18 protein-coding genes are annotated in these 19,140 nt (G+C 58.7%); 11 read left to right on the forward strand and 7 right to left on the reverse strand.

Going from position 1 to position 19,140, the window contains the following annotated elements:
• The first annotated feature begins 36 nt into the window (after positions 1-36).
• Complete coding sequence (locus tag ASD95_RS17375; RefSeq protein ID WP_056726140.1) at positions 37-735, forward strand: hypothetical protein; 699 nt, start codon at positions 37-39, stop codon at positions 733-735.
• A gap of 150 nt (positions 736-885) precedes the next feature.
• Here ASD95_RS17375 and ASD95_RS17380 read toward each other — a convergent pair whose 3' ends face one another.
• Together ASD95_RS17380 and ASD95_RS17385 are read right to left on the reverse strand one after the other, a co-directional pair.
• Positions 886-2,103: an argininosuccinate synthase gene (locus tag ASD95_RS17380; RefSeq protein ID WP_007985864.1), complete on the reverse strand. Its 1,218-nt coding sequence runs from the start codon at positions 2,101-2,103 to the stop codon at positions 886-888.
• A gap of 129 nt (positions 2,104-2,232) precedes the next feature.
• Entirely contained in the window at positions 2,233-3,138 is a 906-nt protein-coding gene (locus tag ASD95_RS17385) for a flagellar protein MotY (RefSeq protein WP_056726141.1), read from the reverse strand.
• A gap of 159 nt (positions 3,139-3,297) precedes the next feature.
• Between ASD95_RS17385 and pyrC the strand changes: the two genes are divergently transcribed.
• Together pyrC and rnt are read left to right on the forward strand one after the other, a co-directional pair.
• A complete protein-coding gene (gene pyrC / locus ASD95_RS17390; RefSeq protein ID WP_056726142.1) occupies positions 3,298-4,344 on the forward strand; it encodes a dihydroorotase in 1,047 nt (348 codons plus the stop codon).
• On the forward strand, positions 4,341-5,018 hold the full coding sequence (rnt, locus tag ASD95_RS17395) for a ribonuclease T (protein WP_046043606.1): 678 nt from the start codon (positions 4,341-4,343) through the stop codon (positions 5,016-5,018). The genes pyrC and rnt overlap by 4 nt, the downstream gene beginning before the upstream one ends.
• Positions 5,019-5,137: 119 nt before the next feature.
• On the opposite strand, the gene ASD95_RS17400 is transcribed toward rnt, so the two are convergent.
• A complete protein-coding gene (locus ASD95_RS17400) occupies positions 5,138-5,740 on the reverse strand; it encodes a peroxiredoxin (RefSeq protein ID WP_056726143.1) in 603 nt (200 codons plus the stop codon).
• A gap of 310 nt (positions 5,741-6,050) precedes the next feature.
• On the opposite strand from ASD95_RS17400, the gene ASD95_RS17405 reads away from it, so the two are divergent.
• Complete coding sequence (locus ASD95_RS17405; protein WP_008053520.1) at positions 6,051-6,269, forward strand: bacterioferritin-associated ferredoxin; 219 nt, start codon at positions 6,051-6,053, stop codon at positions 6,267-6,269.
• Between the two features lie 198 nt (positions 6,270-6,467).
• The gene (gene bfr, locus ASD95_RS17410; RefSeq protein ID WP_056726144.1) at positions 6,468-6,941 is read left to right on the forward strand and encodes a bacterioferritin; all 474 of its coding nucleotides are present in this window, start codon (positions 6,468-6,470) and stop codon (positions 6,939-6,941) included.
• Positions 6,942-7,102: 161 nt separating this feature from the next.
• Here bfr and grxD read toward each other — a convergent pair whose 3' ends face one another.
• On the reverse strand, positions 7,103-7,444 hold the full coding sequence (gene grxD / locus ASD95_RS17415; RefSeq protein ID WP_046042012.1) for a Grx4 family monothiol glutaredoxin: 342 nt from the start codon (positions 7,442-7,444) through the stop codon (positions 7,103-7,105).
• Between the two features lie 97 nt (positions 7,445-7,541).
• On the reverse strand, positions 7,542-9,650 hold the full coding sequence (locus tag ASD95_RS17420) for a molybdopterin oxidoreductase family protein (RefSeq protein WP_056726145.1): 2,109 nt from the start codon (positions 9,648-9,650) through the stop codon (positions 7,542-7,544).
• Positions 9,651-10,224: 574 nt separating this feature from the next.
• Between ASD95_RS17420 and argF the strand changes: the two genes are divergently transcribed.
• Together argF and ASD95_RS17430 are read left to right on the forward strand one after the other, a co-directional pair.
• The gene (gene argF, locus ASD95_RS17425; protein WP_032829900.1) at positions 10,225-11,145 is read left to right on the forward strand and encodes an ornithine carbamoyltransferase; all 921 of its coding nucleotides are present in this window, start codon (positions 10,225-10,227) and stop codon (positions 11,143-11,145) included.
• A complete protein-coding gene (locus ASD95_RS17430; RefSeq protein WP_056726146.1) occupies positions 11,142-12,251 on the forward strand; it encodes an ABC transporter ATP-binding protein in 1,110 nt (369 codons plus the stop codon). Before argF ends, ASD95_RS17430 begins: the two co-directional genes overlap by 4 nt.
• Positions 12,252-12,367: 116 nt before the next feature.
• On the opposite strand, the gene ASD95_RS17435 is transcribed toward ASD95_RS17430, so the two are convergent.
• Positions 12,368-13,150, reverse strand: coding sequence for a PhzF family phenazine biosynthesis protein (locus ASD95_RS17435; RefSeq protein WP_056726147.1), 783 nt, complete (start codon positions 13,148-13,150; stop codon positions 12,368-12,370).
• A 106-nt stretch (positions 13,151-13,256) separates the two neighbouring features.
• Positions 13,257-13,727 carry a Cys-tRNA(Pro) deacylase gene (gene ybaK / locus ASD95_RS17440; RefSeq protein WP_007971306.1) on the reverse strand — a complete coding sequence of 157 codons (471 nt, stop codon included), beginning with the start codon at positions 13,725-13,727 and terminating at the stop codon, positions 13,257-13,259.
• 347 nt (positions 13,728-14,074) lie between these two features.
• Between ybaK and ASD95_RS17445 the strand changes: the two genes are divergently transcribed.
• From ASD95_RS17445 to glpD, 4 genes are all read left to right on the forward strand, one after another.
• Positions 14,075-14,926, forward strand: coding sequence for an MIP/aquaporin family protein (locus ASD95_RS17445; protein ID WP_056726148.1), 852 nt, complete (start codon positions 14,075-14,077; stop codon positions 14,924-14,926).
• 74 nt (positions 14,927-15,000) lie between these two features.
• On the forward strand, positions 15,001-16,506 hold the full coding sequence (gene glpK, locus ASD95_RS17450) for a glycerol kinase GlpK (RefSeq protein ID WP_056726149.1): 1,506 nt from the start codon (positions 15,001-15,003) through the stop codon (positions 16,504-16,506).
• A 95-nt stretch (positions 16,507-16,601) separates the two neighbouring features.
• A complete protein-coding gene (locus tag ASD95_RS17455; RefSeq protein WP_056726150.1) occupies positions 16,602-17,357 on the forward strand; it encodes a DeoR/GlpR family transcriptional regulator in 756 nt (251 codons plus the stop codon).
• A 204-nt stretch (positions 17,358-17,561) separates the two neighbouring features.
• Positions 17,562-19,100 (forward strand): glycerol-3-phosphate dehydrogenase, encoded by a 1,539-nt coding sequence (gene glpD, locus ASD95_RS17460; RefSeq protein ID WP_056726330.1) that lies wholly within the window; start codon positions 17,562-17,564, stop codon positions 19,098-19,100.
• Positions 19,101-19,140 lie beyond the last annotated feature (40 nt).

Consider the following 19,140-nt stretch of genomic DNA (forward strand, 5'->3'; position numbering starts at 1 on the left):
CACTCGAGAACAGACAATCCGACATGAGTACAAAACATGATAAACAAACGAGTCACCAACCCAATGACAATTATCGCGATATTCGCAGCGCTATCTGAAACTTCGGCAGCCGTCTCTCTACCCTTCCTTGATCAGGAGGAAAGAGAACTCTACGTCTGGTTCCTGATCAGCTTTCCGTTCTATTTAATTTTACTTTTTTTCGCGACACTCAACTTCAACTATAAATCACTTTATGCGCCTTCCGATTTTGAAAAGGGCAAGCACTTCATGAAGGTCATGGATGATGTTGGGCGTTCGGAAAAGAAAGCCTCCGCAAAGCCATCTGAAAACCCCGCACTGGAGACGTCAACGAATGACTGCCAGTCAACCCGAACGCCCTGTGGCGCACAGGACCCGCCAACCGGGATCGGTCTGCAAACCACCGTATCCGTCCAGCATCACCTTCAGCTGCCGGAACAGGTAAAAGACCTCTACATCGTCGATGTACGCTGGATGAACAGAGAGGTCGAGTTTGGAGCGCTGCTGGAAAAAATCCAGAGGCCACGGGAAAAGGCGGCGTATGTGATTGTGTTTGTCACTTGTGCCGTTTCGGAGAAATTACTGAAAGCCGGTGCGCATGAACATTCAAGGCAGGCCAGCAAGCGCAGTGACGCCTTTTATGTGACCTACAATCCAGACTCGCACAGGCTGTCGGTCATTGATCAGGCCGAGCAACCGGCGAACAACAACGTTTAGTACAGGTCAGGCCATTGAGCAGGAGAAAAACAGGAAATCATCATCGGATACGAAAACACCCGACAACGCAGTAACTGGCGTCACACCCCGTTTTCAGGTACCTGACCTCGTCGAGGACGAGGCCAGGTAACCATCACGATTTCAAAGGTCTCAGAACAGCTTCCGGCCTTTGTTCGCCGCAATGCGCATGCGCAGGGCGTTGAGCTTGATGAAGCCCGCTGCATCCGCCTGGTTGTACGCGCCGCCATCTTCTTCGAAGGTCGCGATATTGGCGTCGAACAGCGAGTCGTCGGACTTGCGGCCAGTGACGATCACATTACCCTTGTACAGCTTCAGGCGCACAACGCCGTTCACGTTGACCTGGGACGCATCGATCATCTGTTGCAGCATCAGACGCTCAGGGCTCCACCAGTAGCCGGTGTAGATCAGGCTGGCGTACTTGGGCATCAGCTCGTCTTTGAGGTGAGCCACTTCGCGGTCCAGGGTGATCGATTCGATCGCACGGTGGGCACGCAGCATGATGGTACCGCCAGGGGTTTCGTAGCAGCCACGGGACTTCATGCCCACGTAGCGGTTCTCGACGATGTCGAGACGGCCGATACCGTGCTCACCACCGATACGGTTCAGGGTCGCCAGCACGGTGGCCGGAGTCATTTCGACGCCGTCCAGCGCGACGATGTCGCCGTTGCGGTAGGTCAGTTCCAGGTACTGCGGCTTGTCTGGAGCGTTTTCCGGAGAAACGGTCCAACGCCACATGTCTTCTTCGTGCTCGGTCCAGGTGTCTTCCAGCACGCCGCCCTCATAGGAGATGTGCAGCAGGTTGGCATCCATGGAGTACGGGGACTTCTTCTTGCCGTGGCGCTCGATCGGGATCGCGTGCTTATCGGCATAGTCCATCAGCTTTTCACGGGACAGCAGGTCCCATTCGCGCCACGGAGCGATCACTTTCACACCTGGCTTCAAGGCGTACGCACCGAGTTCGAAACGAACCTGGTCGTTACCCTTGCCGGTGGCGCCATGGGAAATGGCGTCTGCACCGGTTTCGTTGGCGATTTCGATCAGGCGCTTGGCGATCAGCGGACGAGCGATGGAAGTACCCAGCAGGTACTCGCCTTCGTAAACGGTGTTGGCGCGGAACATCGGGAAAACGAAATCGCGCACGAACTCTTCGCGCAAGTCGTCGATGTAGATCTCTTTGACGCCCATGGCCTGAGCCTTGGCGCGTGCAGGTTCGACCTCTTCGCCCTGCCCCAGGTCAGCGGTGAAGGTCACCACTTCACAGTTATAAGTATCCTGCAGCCACTTGAGGATCACCGAAGTGTCCAGGCCGCCGGAATACGCCAGAACGACCTTGTTTACGTCCGCCATGCCATCACTCCACGGGGTTCTACGGAAAGCCGGGAAGTCTACCGCTCATGCAGAATAATTTACAGTGGCGCGACAGCTTATGACGACGAAGCGACAGATTATGTCGAGAGGGCGACGATGACCAAAGAGTCAGGAAGTTGCCGATGTGGCCGCTTTCGTCGCTTGCGGGGCGACTTGTTCCACGGGTGCTCCGCGCTCCAGGCGTACCGCTACTCGACGGTTCTTCGCACGGTTGATGTTGTTGGTGTTAGGCGCCACCGGATAACGCTCGCCATGGAAACGCAGGGTGATTTGCGACTCCTGGATGCCGTTGGCCTTGAAGAACTCCATCACTGCCAGGGCTCGGCGCCGCGACAGGTCGCGATTGGTCAGGCGGTTGCCGCTGTTGTCGGAGTGCCCGTCGAGTTCAATATGATAGACCGTCGGATCGGCCTTCATGTACTCCAGCATCACCTGCAGTTTGGCTTTTGCGGCGCTGTCGAGTTCGATTCCGCCGCCGGGGAAGCCGATTTCGGATTGCTTCACCTGTTCGAAATTCTGTGGCAACAGTTTCGCCACACAACCCTGGTAGTCGGCAAACGCTTGGGTGAACCTGACCGGTAACAAGCGTACTTCCGACACCCGCCCATCCCCCGAAGAATGTCGAACCACCGGGCTGCGACCGTCCATCAGGCCACTGATCAGACGCCCGGCCTGAACCTGTGAGCTGTTGAACAATATGTTGCCACTGCCGATTCTCACCGTGCCCAGGTTGATATCGTCACGGCCCGGCTGCCACGGCGCGGCAGCGGCCAGCAAGGTCGCCGAACCACCGCCGATCATCGGGTTGTAGGCTTTCAGACGAAACGTCGCCTGCTCGCCGGCACGACGCACGAACTCGCCAGAGCCGAAGTCGGTAACCGGCTGAGTCAGGCGGCATTCGAACTTGTCGCCTTCGACCGTCCACTCAATGTTCTCCAGACGTGTCTGGAAAGTGAGCGCCATCGCCGGAAGGCTGGCAAACACACTGAGCAAGGCTAAATAACGCTGGCGCACGGGAGGCTCCACTGGTTTCTACAACAAAAAGACCGACACACACATGTTTACGGCATACCTGTTGGATATCGGAAGCTTCCTGCAAAACTTGATAGCGAGTGCCTGCAAGAGTCTTTTCCGGTAGCATTCCCTTGAGTTTGACCCGCCTGGAATCCCCTCATGTCCGACCGCCTGACCCTGCTGCGTCCCGACGACTGGCATATTCATCTTCGCGATGGTGCCGTGTTGACCAATACCGTCGCGGATGTCGCGCGCACCTTTGGCCGCGCCATCATCATGCCCAACCTGGTTCCACCGGTGCGCAATGCGGCCGAAGCCGACGGCTATCGCCAGCGGATTCTCGCTGCTCGCCCGGCCGGCAGCCTGTTCGAGCCACTGATGGTCCTGTACCTGACCGACCGCACCCAGCCCGAAGAAATTCGCGAGGCCAAGGCCAGCGGATTCATTCACGCCGCCAAGTTGTACCCGGCCGGCGCGACCACCAACTCGGATTCTGGCGTCACCAGCATCGACAAGATCTTCCCTGCACTCGAGGCCATGGCCGAAGTCGGGATGCCGCTGTTGATCCACGGTGAGGTCACCCGGGGCGATGTCGACGTGTTCGACCGCGAAAAAATCTTCATCGACGAGCACATGCGTCGCGTGGTCGAGCGTTTCCCGGCCCTCAAAGTGGTCTTCGAACACATCACCACCGCCGATGCCGTGCAGTTCGTCAACTCGGCTTCGGCCAACGTGGGCGCGACCATTACCGCGCATCACCTGTTGTACAACCGCAACCACATGCTGGTGGGTGGGATCCGGCCGCACTTCTATTGCCTGCCGATCCTCAAGCGCAATACCCACCAGGAAGCCCTGCTCGACGCGGCCACCAGCGGCAGCGAGAAGTTCTTCCTCGGCACCGACTCGGCCCCCCACGCCCAGCACGCCAAGGAAGCGGCCTGCGGTTGCGCCGGTTGCTACACCGCCTATGCGGCCATCGAGATGTATGCCGAAGCCTTCGAACAGCGCAATGCGCTGGACAAGCTCGAGGCCTTTGCCAGCCTCAATGGCCCTCGGTTCTATGGCCTGCCGGCCAACACCGATCGCATCACCCTGGTCCGCGAAGAGTGGACCGCCCCGACCAGCCTGCCATTTGGCGAGCTGACCGTTATCCCGCTGCGCGCCGGTGAAAAACTGCGCTGGCGCCTGCTGGAGGAACACGCGTGAGTGAAGACCATTTCGACGACGAACTGGAAGGCAATGGCGGCGGAGGCGGCCCGCGTCATCCAATGGCGGCCAGGTTCCGTGGTTACCTGCCGGTAGTCGTCGACGTAGAAACCGGTGGCTTCAATTCGGCCACCGACGCCCTGCTGGAGATCGCCGCGACCACCATCGCCATGGATGAAAAGGGTTTTGTTTACCCCGATCACACCTACTTCTTCCGTGTCGAGCCGTTCGAAGGCGCGAACATCGAAGCGGCGGCCCTGGAGTTCACCGGGATCAAGCTCGATCACCCGCTACGCATGGCCGTGAGTGAAGAGTCTGCCCTGAACGATATCTTCCGCGGCGTGCGCAAGGCCCTCAAGGCCAATGGCTGCAAACGGGCGATCCTGGTCGGGCATAACAGCAGCTTCGACCTGGGCTTCCTCAATGCGGCGGTTGCGCGGCTGGACATGAAGCGCAATCCATTCCATCCGTTCTCCAGTTTCGATACCGCAACGCTCGCCGGCCTCGCTTACGGCCAGACCGTGCTGGCCAAGGCTTGCCAGGCAGCAGACATCGACTTCGACGGTCGCGAGGCTCACTCGGCTCGCTATGACACCGAGAAGACGGCAGAGCTGTTCTGCGGCATCGTCAATCGCTGGAAACAGATGGGTGGCTGGGAAGATTTCGACGACTGATGTGTTGCAGGAGCGAGCTTGCTCGCTCCTGCACAGTCCCGGCGTTATCCCGCCCATAAAAAAACCGGCCTCGATGGCCGGTTTTTTTGTACCTGCTTTTTATAGCTGGAGCGTGCGCCTTACAGAGCGGCAGCGTGCTCGGTCAGGTAAGCGGCAACGCCTTCTGGCGAAGCGTTCATGCCTTTGTCGCCTTTTTTCCAGTTGGCAGGGCAGACTTCGCCGTTCGCTTCGTGGAATTGCAGAGCGTCGACCAGACGGATCAGCTCTTCCATGTTACGGCCCAGCGGCAGGTCGTTGATGATCTGCGAACGGACAACACCCTTGTCGTCGATCAGGAACGCGCCACGGAAAGCCACGCCGTCAGCGGACTGAACGTCGTAGGCCTTCATGATGTCCTGCTTGATGTCGGCAGCCATGGTGTAGCGAACCTGGCCGATACCGCCATTGTTCACTGGAGTGTTGCGCCATGCGTTGTGGGTGAAGTGCGAGTCGATCGAAACAGCGATCACTTCAACGTTGCGGGCCTTGAAGTCAGACATGCGGTTGTCCAGAGCGATCAGCTCGGACGGGCAAACGAAGGTGAAGTCCAGTGGGTAGAAGAACACCAGGCCGTATTTGCCTTTGATCGCCGAGGACAGGGTGAAGCTGTCAACGATCTCGCCATTGCCGAGTACGGCCGGTACGGTGAAGTCAGGGGCTTGTTTGCCTACGAGTACGCTCATTGGATATCTCCTGGTGTAATAACGTGAGAAACAGGTTTCGCATCAGCCTGCCACCCTGAGGCGACAGCCCTGTGACACGATCCCCGGTCGCAAAAGACCGGCCATCATACACCGCGTGTTTGAGCTGGCTTAGCTGTTTTTCCCCATACGATGAAATCGCCGACGGTTTTGTTTCACCGATTTGCCAGGTAGACCGTTCGTCAGCCATACCCTTTTATGACGAAAAGTGCCCTGAAACCACTTTGACAATCATTCTCGTTAACATTAAGATCCATCGCAATTGAGTCACAATCAGCGACGGTCCTTCCCTATGTATGTTTGCCTCTGCACTGGTGTCACCGACGGTCAAATCCGCGATGCGATCTATGAAGGATGCTGCAGCTACAAGGAAGTCCGTGTGGCCACCGGCGTTGCCAGCCAGTGCGGCAAATGTGCCTGCCTCGCCAAGGAAGTGGTCCGCGAGACCCTGACCAAGCTGCAAACGGCCCAGGCTGCGATTCCTTTTCCAGCAGAATTTACAGCAGCTTGAATATCGAATTTCAAAGAACCGGACATATGTCCGGTTTTTTTATGCCTCAAAATCAACTAGTTATGCCCTAGACGCGGAACACAAACATTCTTATTCCGATTAATTTTCATTTAAGTTTCAATAACTTAGGTTTGACACTATTAAATACCCGGCTCAAACTCAGCTCTATTGACAGCTAATACAGGGCAGGACCCCATCATGAAAGGCGACGTTACAGTCATCCAGCATCTCAACAAGATCCTTGCCAATGAGCTGGTCGCGATCAATCAATACTTCCTGCATGCGCGCATGTATGAAGATTGGGGCCTGAACAAGCTCGGCAAGCACGAGTACCACGAATCCATCGACGAGATGAAGCACGCGGACAAGCTGATCAAGCGCATCCTGTTCCTTGAAGGCCTGCCGAACGTCCAGGACCTGGGCAAGCTGCACATCGGCGAGCACACCAAGGAAATGCTGGAGTGCGACCTGCGTATCGAGAAAACCGGCCATGCCGATCTCAAAGCGGCTATCGCTCATTGCGAAAAAGTTGGCGACTTTGGTAGCCGTGAGCTGCTTGAAGATATCCTCGAGTCCGAAGAAGAACATATCGACTGGCTGGAAACCCAATTGGGCCTGATCGATAAAGTGGGTCTTGAGAACTACCTGCAATCGCAGATGGGCGAAGAGTAGGAGCTGCCGCAGGCTGCGATCCTGGCGATTACAGCGGCAACTATGCAGTAACTTTTCGAACTTGATAAAAAGCCCCGCACTCTTTCGAGTAGCGGGGCTTTTTATTGCTGGAGATCAAAAGATCGCAGCCTGCGGCAGCTCCTACAGGGGAGCCAAGGAAATCAGGCTTCGGTCTTTGGAGCAGCAGCCTTGGCGGCGGCGTCCTTGATCAGGCTCTGCAGCGAACCGTCAGCAGCCATTTCAGTCATGATGTCGCTGCCGCCGACCAGCTCACCGCCGACCCACAGTTGCGGGAAGGTTGGCCAGTTGGCGTATTTAGGCAGGTTGGCGCGGATTTCCGGGTTCTGCAGGATGTCCACGTACGCAAACTTTTCGCCACATGCCATCACGGCCTGCGCGGCTTTCGCGGAGAAGCCGCACTGCGGGGCATTCGGCGAGCCTTTCATGTAAAGCAGAATGGTGTTGTTGGCAATCTGCTCTTTAATCGTTTCGATGATATCCATGGAGCACCTCGACTGAACTTTCCGACTCATGGGTCGGCACGGTGGCGCATTGTAACGGAAAGCCGAGCGCCCTGCTCGGTCTCTCCGTCTGACTGATTCAAGCCGCCGCCACGGTCACCGGCACACCATTGAGTGCAGCATTTCCCGACAACTCGTCAAGCTGGCAGTCGTCGGTCAGATCGTTGGCGCTCGATCCCGGCTGGCTGCTGGCAATCGTCATTTGCACGCCCGGCCGCGCGTGTCCCCAGCCGTGAGGCAGGCTGACCACACCTTTCATCATGTCCAGACTGCCAAGCACCTCGACTTCGATCACGCCCACCCGCGAGCTGACCCGAACACGCTGTCCGTCGCTGAGCCCGCGACTGGCCAGGTCGTCCGGATGCATCAGCAACTGGTGACGTGGCTTGCCTTTCACCAACCGATGATAGTTATGCATCCATGAGTTGTTGCTGCGTACATGCCGGCGGCCAATCATCAACAACTCGTCGGCAGCCGGCGCCTGTAAGGCCGCGAAGCGCGCAAGGTCAGCGAGAATCGCGGCCGGTGCGGCCTGGATGCGTTGATTGGCAGTCTTCAGGCGGGGCGTCAGGTTAGGCTTGAGCGCGCCCAGATCGACGCCATGGGGATGATCGAACAAGGTCGCCAGCGATAGCTTGTGCTCTGAGTTGTCACCGTACATTCCCATGCGCAGGCCACGATCGATCATTTGCGCCGGGGCAATGGTGGGCTTCAATTCTTTGCCGGTCCTGGCGGCAAATGCCTTGGCCAGGCCGACGAAAATCTCCCAGTCGTGCAAGGCACCTTCGGGCTTGGCGAGGATGGCGCGGTTGAAACGGCTGACGTTGCGCACCGCGAACAGGTTGAACGTGGTGTCGTAATGATCGTTTTCCAGCGCCGATGTGGACGGCAGGATCAGGTCGGCGTAACGCGTGGTTTCATTGATGTACAGGTCGATACTGACCATGAACTCCAGCCCGTCCAGCGCCTGCTCAAGCTTTCGGCCATTGGGTGTGGACAGTACCGGATTGCCTGCCACGGTGATCAACGCACGGACTTGCCCTTCCCCTTCGGTGAGCATCTCCTCGGCCAACGCCGAGACAGGTAGTTCTCCGGCGTACTCCGGACGCCCGGAGACCCGGCTCTGCCACAGATTGAAATGCCCGCCCGAAGTCGTCGCCACCAGGTCCACTGCTGGCTCCGTACACAGGGCACCACCCACGCGGTCGAGATTGCCGGTGACCAGGTTGATCAACTGCACCACCCAGTGGCACAGCGTACCGAAGGCTTGGGTCGAAACGCCCATGCGGCCATAGCAGACAGCACTGGGCGCCGCGGCAAAGTCCCGCGCCAACTGGCGGATCTGTTCGGCCGGCACGGCGCACAACGGGCTCATGGCCTCGGCGGTGAACGGCGCGACGGCCTCCCGCACGTCCTCAAGGCCGTCCACCGGCAGATGGCTGTCGCGGGTCAGACCTTCAGCGAACAAGGTATTGAGCAGGCCGAACAACAGCGCGGCATCCCCCCCCGGGCGCACGAACAAGTGCTGGTCGGCAATCGCCGCCGTCTCACTACGACGCGGATCGACTACCACCACTTTGCCGCCACGGGCCTGTATCGCCTTCAAGCGTTTTTCCACATCCGGCACGGTCATGATGCTGCCATTCGAAGCCAGCGGGTTGCCGCCCAGGATCAGCATGAAATCGGTGTGATCGATGTCCGGGATCGGCAACAGCAAACCGTGGCCGTACATCAAATGACTGGTCAGGTGATGGGGCAATTGATCGACCGAGGTGGCGGAAAACCGGTTGCGGGTTTTCAGCGGGCCAAGGAAGTAATTGCTGTGGGTCATCAGCCCGTAATTGTGCACGCTCGGGTTGCCCTGATAGACCGCCACGGCGTTTTGCCCGTGATGCTCCTGAATGGCGGCGAGACGATCGGCGACCAGATTGAATGCCGCTTCCCACTCGATGGGCTGCCATTCATTACCCACTCGCTGCATCGGTTGACGCAGGCGATCCGGATCGCTCTGTATGTCTTGCAACGCCACGGCCTTGGGGCAGATGTGCCCACGGCTGAACGCATCCTGGGGGTCGCCCTTGATCGAAGTGATCTGGACGTTACCGCCTTCGACCTCGGTGGTTTCGATGGTCAGGCCACAGATGGCTTCGCACAAATGGCAAGCACGGTGATGGAGAGTCTTGGTCATGGCCAGTCTCTGTCTTGTTTTGGGCGGGCAACGTTGGCCGCGGAAACAAAACTATGGCGCCAGAGCCGCCGCCACGCCAGCGACGTTCATCTTGTGAATCGAGGGTTATCAGGCCAGCCGATGGCCGTCCGGGTTCAGTTCGAAGGCAGCCTGGGCGGCGCTTGCAACTGGATTTCCTGAAGGGTTTCAATCGGCCCGTGAGGGCCATGCACTCCGGTCAGCTCGCCGATCAGGCGCCAGTGCTCGTCGAGCCCGGCGCTGATGAATGACAGGTCAGAAACCGACTGTCAGCGCACCATTGCCGCCCAGCCTGATTGCCAAGCCCCGAGGGGCCGGTGTACAAATGAACCGCTGCTATCAGGAAACAGGCTTCAAATGCGCTACCTCGGTAAACCCGTAGCACCTCTGAAACTCCCTAAAAACTGTAGCCCTATTGGTAAGACGCGACATTTAATTATAAGATCGCGCCTCCCCCTATTTCGTCGCCCCGTGCGGCTTACGCCGCAGGTCTCGCCCGTTGTTCCGTTAAACAAGGCTTTGAGCATCTGCGGATTGTAGCAAAAGGTAGTCAATGATGAGCGCAAGGCACTTTCTCTCCCTGATGGATTGCACGCCCGAAGAGCTGGTCAGCGTGATCCGTCGAGGCGTTGAGCTCAAGGACCTGCGTAACCGCGGCGTACTGTTCGAGCCTCTGAAAAACCGCGTGCTCGGGATGATTTTCGAGAAATCCTCGACCCGCACCCGGATCTCCTTCGAAGCCGGCATGATCCAGCTCGGTGGCCAGGCGATCTTCCTGTCACCCCGTGACACCCAACTGGGCCGTGGCGAGCCGATCGGCGACGCCGCCATTGTCATGTCGAGCATGCTTGATGCGGTGATGATCCGTACGTTTTCACACAGCACCCTGACCGAATTCGCCGCCAATTCGCGCGTCCCGCTGATCAATGGCCTGTCCGATGACCTGCACCCGTGCCAGTTGCTGGCAGACATGCAGACCTTCCTCGAACACCGCGGCTCCATCCAGGGCAAGACCGTGGCCTGGATCGGCGACGGCAACAACATGTGCAACAGCTATATAGAAGCGGCGATCCAGTTCGACTTCCAGTTGCGCGTTGCCTGTCCGGAAGGCTACGAGCCCAACCCGGTGTTCCTGGCCAAGGCCGGCGATCGGGTCACCATCGTTCGCGATCCGAAGGAAGCCGTGCGTGGTGCGCACCTTGTGAGCACCGACGTCTGGACCTCCATGGGCCAGGAAGAGGAAACCGCCAAGCGCCTGCAACTGTTCGCACCGTATCAGGTCAACCGCGCCCTACTCGATCTGGCCGCTGAGGACGTGCTGTTCATGCACTGCCTGCCGGCGCACCGTGGCGAGGAAATCAGTGTCGACCTGCTCGACGACCCGCGCTCCGTGGCCTGGGATCAAGCCGAAAACCGTCTACATGCGCAAAAGGCCTTGCTCGAATTCCTCGTTCCGCCTTCGTACCATCACGCATGAGCCAGCCATTACTGCTTAACCTGCGCAACCTCGCCTGCGGCTATCAAGACCAGCGCGTGGTGCAGAACCTCAACCTGCACCTGAACGCAGGCGACATCGGTTGCCTGCTGGGCTCTTCTGGCTGCGGCAAGACCACCACCCTGCGGGCGATTGCCGGTTTCGAACCCGTTCACGAAGGCGAAATCCAGCTGGCTGGCGAAACCATCTCCAGCGCCGGTTTCACCCTCGCGCCGGAGAAACGTCGTATCGGCATGGTGTTCCAGGACTACGCGCTGTTTCCGCATTTGAGCGTGGCCGACAACATCGCCTTCGGCATTCGCAAGCATCCGCAAAAGGATCGCGTGACCGAAGAACTGCTGGAACTGGTCAACCTGAAGAACCTCGGCAAGCGTTTCCCCCACGAGCTTTCCGGTGGTCAGCAGCAACGTGTCGCCCTGGCCCGCGCCCTGGCGCCAGAACCGCAACTGCTGCTGCTCGACGAACCGTTCTCCAACCTTGATGGCGAATTGCGCCGCAAGCTCAGCCATGAAGTACGCGACATCCTCAAGGCCCGTGGCACCAGCGCGATTCTGGTGACTCACGACCAGGAGGAAGCCTTCGCGGTCAGCGACCACGTTGGCGTGTTCAAGGAAGGTCGCCTGGAACAGTGGGATACGCCCTACAACCTGTATCACGAACCCCTGACACCCTTTGTCGCGAGTTTCATCGGCCAGGGCTATTTCATTCGCGGTCAGTTGAGCAGCCCCGAGTCGGTGCAAACCGAGCTGGGTGAGTTGCGCGGCAATCGGGCCTACACCTGGCCGGTAGGCGGCGCCGTGGACGTGCTGCTGCGCCCGGACGATATCGTCTATGCGCCGGACAGCGCACTGAAGGCGCGAATTTCCGGCAAGACGTTCCTGGGTGCATCGACCCTGTATCGATTGCAACTGCCGACTGGCGCACAGCTGGAATCGATCTTCCCGAGCCATGTCGATCGTCAGGTTGGAGCGCAAGTGGGTATTCGTGTCGCGGCTGAACACCTGGTGCTGTTCCAGGCTTCCGGCAGCACGGCGGCGCAGATTCCGGTGGCTGAATCCGGTGTCCGCCGCTACAGCACCGCCAACTGATACACACGAAACAATTGTGGGAGCGGGCTTGCTCGCGAAGGCGGTGTGTCAGCCAATGATGATGTTGACTGACAGTCCGCATTCGCGAGCAAGCCCGCTCCCACACTGGATTTGCGTTAACCCAGCATCAGCGTTCCGCTTGCTACGAGTGTCGCATGCCCGCCGATCTTCACCCGATCGCCTTCCAGTTGGCAGAACAACGCCCCACCCCGCGCCGAACGCTGAAAAGCCGTCAGGCTCGATTTACCCAAACGCTTTGACCAGTACGGAATCAGAAGGCAATGGGTCGATCCGGTGACCGGATCTTCGTTGATGCCGATTGCCGGCGCGAAATAACGGGACACGAAATCGTGCTGCTCGCCCCGCGCCGTCACGATGGCGCCCAGCCATGGCAGTTTCGCCAGGGCCACCATGTCCGGCTTGCAGTCGAGCACGGCTTGCTCGGACTCCAGCACCACGAATAGCTCATTCGAAGCCAGTACCTCGAGAGCTTTCACGCCCAGTGCACGCTCGATGTCCGGGATTACGTTCACCGGCGACGCAGTGATCGCCGGGAAATCCAGCCACAGGCGCCCACCTTCACGGGTCACGCTCAACGGGCCGGACTTGCAGGTGAAGTCCAGTCGCTCGACGGGCTCTTTATAGATCTCGAACAGCACATGGGCGCTAGCCAGCGTCGCGTGACCGCACAATGGCACCTCGGTGGTCGGCGTAAACCAACGGATGTGCCAGCCCTGCCCTTCACGCACGACAAACGCCGTCTCGGCGAGGTTGTGCTCAGCGGCAATCTTTTGCATCAGCTCATCGGCGAGCCAGGTATCGAGCCGATAGACCATTGCCGGATTGCCGCTGAATGACTGATTGCTGAACGCGTCGACCTGATGAAACTCAAGCTGCATAACCTTCTCCCTTTGTCAGACCGTCGAGCATGCCGCGCTGGCCCAACTGGCACCAGTGACAGAGCAGGCTGATTTTCACCATACAGAGCTGCACCCGCTTAGAGGCTCACGCACGGCCGATATCGGCAAACTTCGCCTGGGTGTGTTCGGCCAGCACTGCCGGTGCCAGCTCGACTTCCAGCCCACGTCGACCCGCACTGACAAAAATGCTGGCGAAGGGCTGGGCCGAATTATCAATGAAGGTACGCAAACGCTTTTTCTGCCCCAGCGGACTGATCCCGCCCAACAGATATCCAGTGGAGCGCTGCGCCGCTGCAGGGTCGGCCATTTCGACCTTTTTCACGCCCGCGGCGTGGGCCAGTCCTTTCAAGTCCAGGCTGCCGACAACCGGCACCACGGCCACCAGCAACTCGCCCTTTTCACTGGCCGCCAGCAAGGTCTTGAACACCTGAGCCGGATCGAGCCCGAGTTTTTCCGCCGCTTCCAATCCGTAGGAGGCGGCCTTCGGGTCATGTTCGTAACTGTGTACGCGATGTTCGGCCCGAACCTTTTTCAACAAATCCAATGCGGGGGTCATGACAGCTCCAGACTGGGCGACAGTAGAAAAATACTGCGCCCGATTCTAGGACATTGATCATTAAAAGGCTCTACGGCGGCGTATCCATAACGCCATTGCCTGGCCATCCCATTCCTCAACAACCCGTTCATTCATACAGCGAATAGTTTTTTTGTGACCGACGGTTCACTTTCGACCTTTGACAGCAGCGTTTCTTGTCTATATTTTTTCGTTTATGAAACTGTACGAAACGTCCTACCGCTGCACCCAGCAGTAAACCGCGACCAGGATGGGGATCCTGCCTCGGCGAAAAACGCGCTCCGACCATGATGGATAAAAGCGCCAGACAACAAAAAAAAGAGGTTTCAATGACAATTGCTTTACAACAACCGTCGCTCTCGAGCCAATGCATGGCCGAGTTCCTGGGTACGGCGCTGCTAATTTTTTTTGGTACAGGTTGTGTTGCCGCGCTCAAGGTCGCGGGTGCCAGTTTTGGCTTGTGGGAAATCAGCATTATCTGGGGCGTCGGCGTCAGCATGGCGATCTACCTTACCGCCGGAGTTTCCGGTGCTCATCTGAACCCCGCCGTCAGCATTGCCCTGAGCATTTTCGCGGACTTCGAAAAACGTAAACTGCCTTTCTACGTACTTGCCCAGGTGGCGGGCGCTTTCTGTGGAGCGTTGTTGGTCTACACCCTCTACAGCAATCTATTTTTCGAATTCGAACAAACACACCACATGGTTCGCGGCACTCAAGCCAGCCTTGAGTTGGCCTCCGTGTTCTCCACCTTTCCGAATCCTGTGCTGACCACCGCCCAGGCATTTCTGGTCGAGGTGATCATCACGGCCATCCTGATGGGCGTGATCATGTCCCTGACCGATGACAATAATGGCCTGCCCAAAGGCCCGTTGGCACCGCTGCTGATCGGCCTGCTGATTGCGGTGATCGGCAGTTCGATGGGACCGCTGACCGGTTTTGCCATGAACCCTGCGCGGGACTTCGGTCCGAAACTGATGACTTTCTTCGCTGGCTGGGGTGAAATTTCCTTCACCGGCGGACGCGATATCCCGTATTTCCTGATTCCTGTTTTTGCACCGATTGTCGGTGCCTGCCTCGGTGCCGCCGCCTATCGCGGGTTGATTGCCCGCCATCTGCCCAGCGCCGTACCTGCTACAAAGGATGCAACAGCTGCCATTGACGGCAAACCCAGAACTTCTTGATACCGTTGGCGCGTGCCACTGCCCTTTGATCGCGCGCCAGACCTCACTCCCTTATTTCGTCCAAGGCAATCGACATGACCGACACACAGAATAAGAACTACATCATTGCCCTCGATCAGGGTACGACCAGCTCCCGCGCGATCATTTTCGACCGCGACGCGAACGTGGTCTGCACCGCCCAACGGGAGTTCGCGCAGCATTACCCGCAAGCCGGTTGGGTCGAACACGATCCGATGGAAATCTTCGCCACCCAAAGCGCCGTGATGGTCGAGGCCCTGGCGCAAGCCGGCCTGCACCACGACCAGGTGGCAGCCATCGGCATCACCAACCAGCGCGAAACCACCGTGGTCTGGGACAAGAACACCGGCCGCCCGATCTACAACGCGATCGTCTGGCAGTGCCGCCGCAGCACCGAGATCTGCCAGCAACTCAAGCGCGATGGCCACGAGCAATACATCAGCGATACCACCGGCCTGGTCACCGACCCATACTTCTCCGGCACCAAGCTCAAGTGGATCCTCGACAACGTCGAAGGCAGCCGCGAACGCGCGCGCAACGGTGAGCTGCTATTCGGCACGGTCGACAGCTGGCTGATCTGGAAATTTACCGGCGGCAAGGTGCATGTCACCGACTACACCAACGCTTCGCGCACCATGCTCTTCAACATCCACACCCTGGAGTGGGACGCGAAGATGCTGGAAGTGCTGGATATTCCGCGCGAAATGCTTCCGGAAGTTAAATCGTCCTCGGAAATTTATGGCCGCACCAAAAGCGGAATCGCCATCGGCGGCATCGCTGGCGACCAGCAAGCCGCCCTGTTCGGCCAGATGTGCGTCGAGCCAGGCCAGGCGAAAAACACCTACGGCACTGGCTGCTTCCTGTTGATGAACACCGGCGACAAAGCGGTGAAATCCCGACATGGCATGCTCACCACCATCGCTTGCGGCCCACGTGGCGAAGTCGCTTACGCGCTGGAAGGCGCAGTGTTCAACGGCGGTTCTACCGTGCAGTGGCTGCGTGACGAACTGAAAATCATCAACGACGCCCACGACACCGAATACTTCGCCAACAAGGTCAAGGACAGCAACGGCGTGTACCTGGTGCCGGCCTTTACCGGTCTTGGCGCTCCCTACTGGGACCCGTACGCCCGTGGAGCACTGTTCGGCCTGACCCGCGGCGTACGCGTGGATCACATCATTCGTGCCGCGCTGGAGTCGATTGCCTACCAGACCCGCGACGTGCTCGACGCCATGCAGCAGGACTCCGGCGAACGCCTCAAGGCCCTGCGCGTGGATGGCGGCGCTGTGGCCAACAACTTCCTCATGCAGTTCCAGGCCGACATCCTCGGCACGCAGGTCGAGCGTCCGCAAATGCGCGAAACCACGGCACTGGGCGCGGCTTACCTGGCAGGCCTGGCCTGTGGCTTCTGGGGTAGCCTGGAAGAGTTGCGCGGCAAGGCCGTGATCGAGCGCCAGTTCGAGCCGACGCTGGATGAAACGGCGAAGGAAAAACTCTACGCAGGATGGAAAAAAGCGGTCAGCCGCACCCGAAATTGGGCGGCTGAAGACGAGGCTGAATAAGCGAACTCCAGTTCCCGTATCTGTATGTAACTGGTAGGGAGGGGATTCCTGCGGCATCATGGGCAAATTTTGCACGGCAGCCCAAAGGACGCCCCATGAATCTGCCTCCCCGTCAGCAGCAAATCCTCGAACTGGTCCGCGAACGCGGCTATGTCAGCATCGAGGAAATGGCCACTCTGTTCGTAGTAACCCCGCAGACCATTCGCCGCGACATCAATCAGCTCGCGGAAGCCAATTTGTTGCGTCGCTACCACGGCGGCGCGGCTTACGACTCCAGCGTTGAAAACACCGCCTACGCCATGCGCGCCGATCAGATGCGCGACGAGAAACAGCGTATCGGCGAAGCCATTGCCACACAGATTCCCGACCATGCCTCGTTGTTCATCAACATCGGCACGACCACCGAGTCCATTGCCCGGGCACTGCTCAACCACAGCCACCTGAAAATCATCACCAACAACCTGCACGTCGCCTCCATGCTCAGTGCCAAGGACGACTTCGACGTACTGCTGACCGGTGGCAATGTACGGCGTGACGGCGGCGTGGTCGGTCAGGCCAGTGTCGACTTCATCAACCAGTTCAAGGTCGACTTCGCCCTGGTCGGCATCAGCGGCATCGATGAAGACGGCAGCCTGCTGGACTTCGACTATCAGGAAGTGCGGGTATCCCAGGCGATCATCGCCAATGCCCGGCAAGTGATCCTCGCGGCCGACTCCAGCAAGTTCGGGCGCAACGCCATGATTCGCTTGGGGCCGATCAGCCTGGTTGATTGCCTGGTCACCGATCAGCAGCCTTCCCCGGCGCTGGCGCAGTTGTTGAACCAGCACAAGGTTCGGCTGGAAGTCGTTTAACCCCTTCCCAGTCTTAAAAGATCGCCCCGCGCTCGGGCGATCTTTTGCTTTTATGTTCGTAAATTTTCCTTTAACCGCCCTTCGATGAGTATTTTCAATCGAAGCTGACTGGCTGTGCGCGTCTTTATGGGCTAGTATTTTCGCAAATGAACATTAATGTTCGAATTCAAATACAGAACATCAAAGAATTCCGAGGCCGTGCCGATGCCCACTTCCACCTTGCCTACGCCCCCTCTCGCCGAGGTCTACGATATCGCCGTCATCGGTGGCGGGATCAATGGCGTGGGGATCGCAGCGGATGCCGCCGGTCGCGGTCTTTCGGTGTTCCTTTGTGAAAAGGATGACCTGGCCAGCCATACCTCGTCGGCCAGCAGCAAGCTGATCCACGGCGGCCTGCGCTACCTCGAACATTACGAATTCCGCCTGGTGCGCGAAGCCCTGGCCGAACGTGAAGTGCTGTTGGCGAAGGCTCCGCACATCGTCAAGCAAATGCGTTTCGTGTTGCCGCACCGCCCGCACCTGCGCCCTGCCTGGATGATTCGTGCCGGTCTGTTCCTCTATGACAACCTGGGCAAGCGCGAGCAACTGCAAGGTTCGAAAAGCCTGAAGTTCGGCCCCGACAGCGCGCTCAAAAGCGAGATCACCAAGGGCTTCGAATACTCAGATTGCTGGGTCGATGACGCGCGCCTGGTGGTGTTGAACGCCATGGCCGCCAGGGAAAAAGGCGCCCACGTTCATACCCAGACCCGCTGCGTCAGCGCACGCCGCACCAAGGGTCTGTGGCACCTGCACCTGGAACGCGCCGACGGCAGCCTGTTTTCGATCCGCGCCAAGGCACTGGTGAACGCGGCCGGGCCATGGGTCGCCAGGTTCATTCGTGATGACTTGAAGATGGAGTCGCCATACGGCATCCGCCTGATCCAGGGCAGCCACCTGATCGTGCCGAAACTGTACGAAGGCGAACACGCGCACATCCTGCAAAACGAAGATCAGCGCATCGTGTTCACCATTCCGTACCTGAATCACTTCACCCTGATCGGCACCACCGACCGCGAATACACCGGCGATCCGGCGAAAGTGGCAATTACCGACGGCGAAACCGATTACCTGTTGAACGTAGTCAACGCCCATTTCAAAAAGCAAATTAGCCGCGACGACATTCTGCACAGCTATTCAGGTGTGCGTCCGCTGTGCAACGACGAGTCCGACAACCCGTCGGCCGTGACCCGCGATTACACCCTGGCGCTGTCTGGCACTGGCGAAGAGGCTCCGTTGCTGTCGGTGTTCGGCGGCAAGCTCACCACCTATCGCAAACTGGCTGAGTCGGCACTGGCGCAACTGGCACCCTACTTCAAGCACATCAAGCCAAGCTGGACCGCCAGCGCCACGCTGCCGGGCGGTGAAGACATGACCACCCCGCAAGCCTTGAGCTCGCGTATCCGCGACAAATTCGACTGGGTACCGAGCGAGATCGCGCGCCGCTGGGCCACCACCTACGGCAGCCGTACCTGGCGCATGCTCGAAGGCGTACAGGACCTCGGCGATATGGGCGAGCACATCGGCGGCGGTCTCTACACCCGCGAAGTCGACTATCTGTGCAGCGAAGAATGGGCCACCAGCGCCCACGACATCCTCTGGCGTCGCAGCAAGCTCGGCTTGTTCACGACGACGGCCGAACAGGAAAAGCTCAAGGGCTACCTGAGCCAGGTCGAAAAGAACCGCAGCAAGATCGAAGCGGCCTGATCGGTCACCGGCATAAACAAAAGCCCCTGAATCTCGCGAT

It is taken from the genome of Pseudomonas sp. Root71 (assembly GCF_001429045.1).
Taxonomy (GTDB): Bacteria; Pseudomonadota; Gammaproteobacteria; order Pseudomonadales; family Pseudomonadaceae; genus Aquipseudomonas; species Aquipseudomonas monachiensis.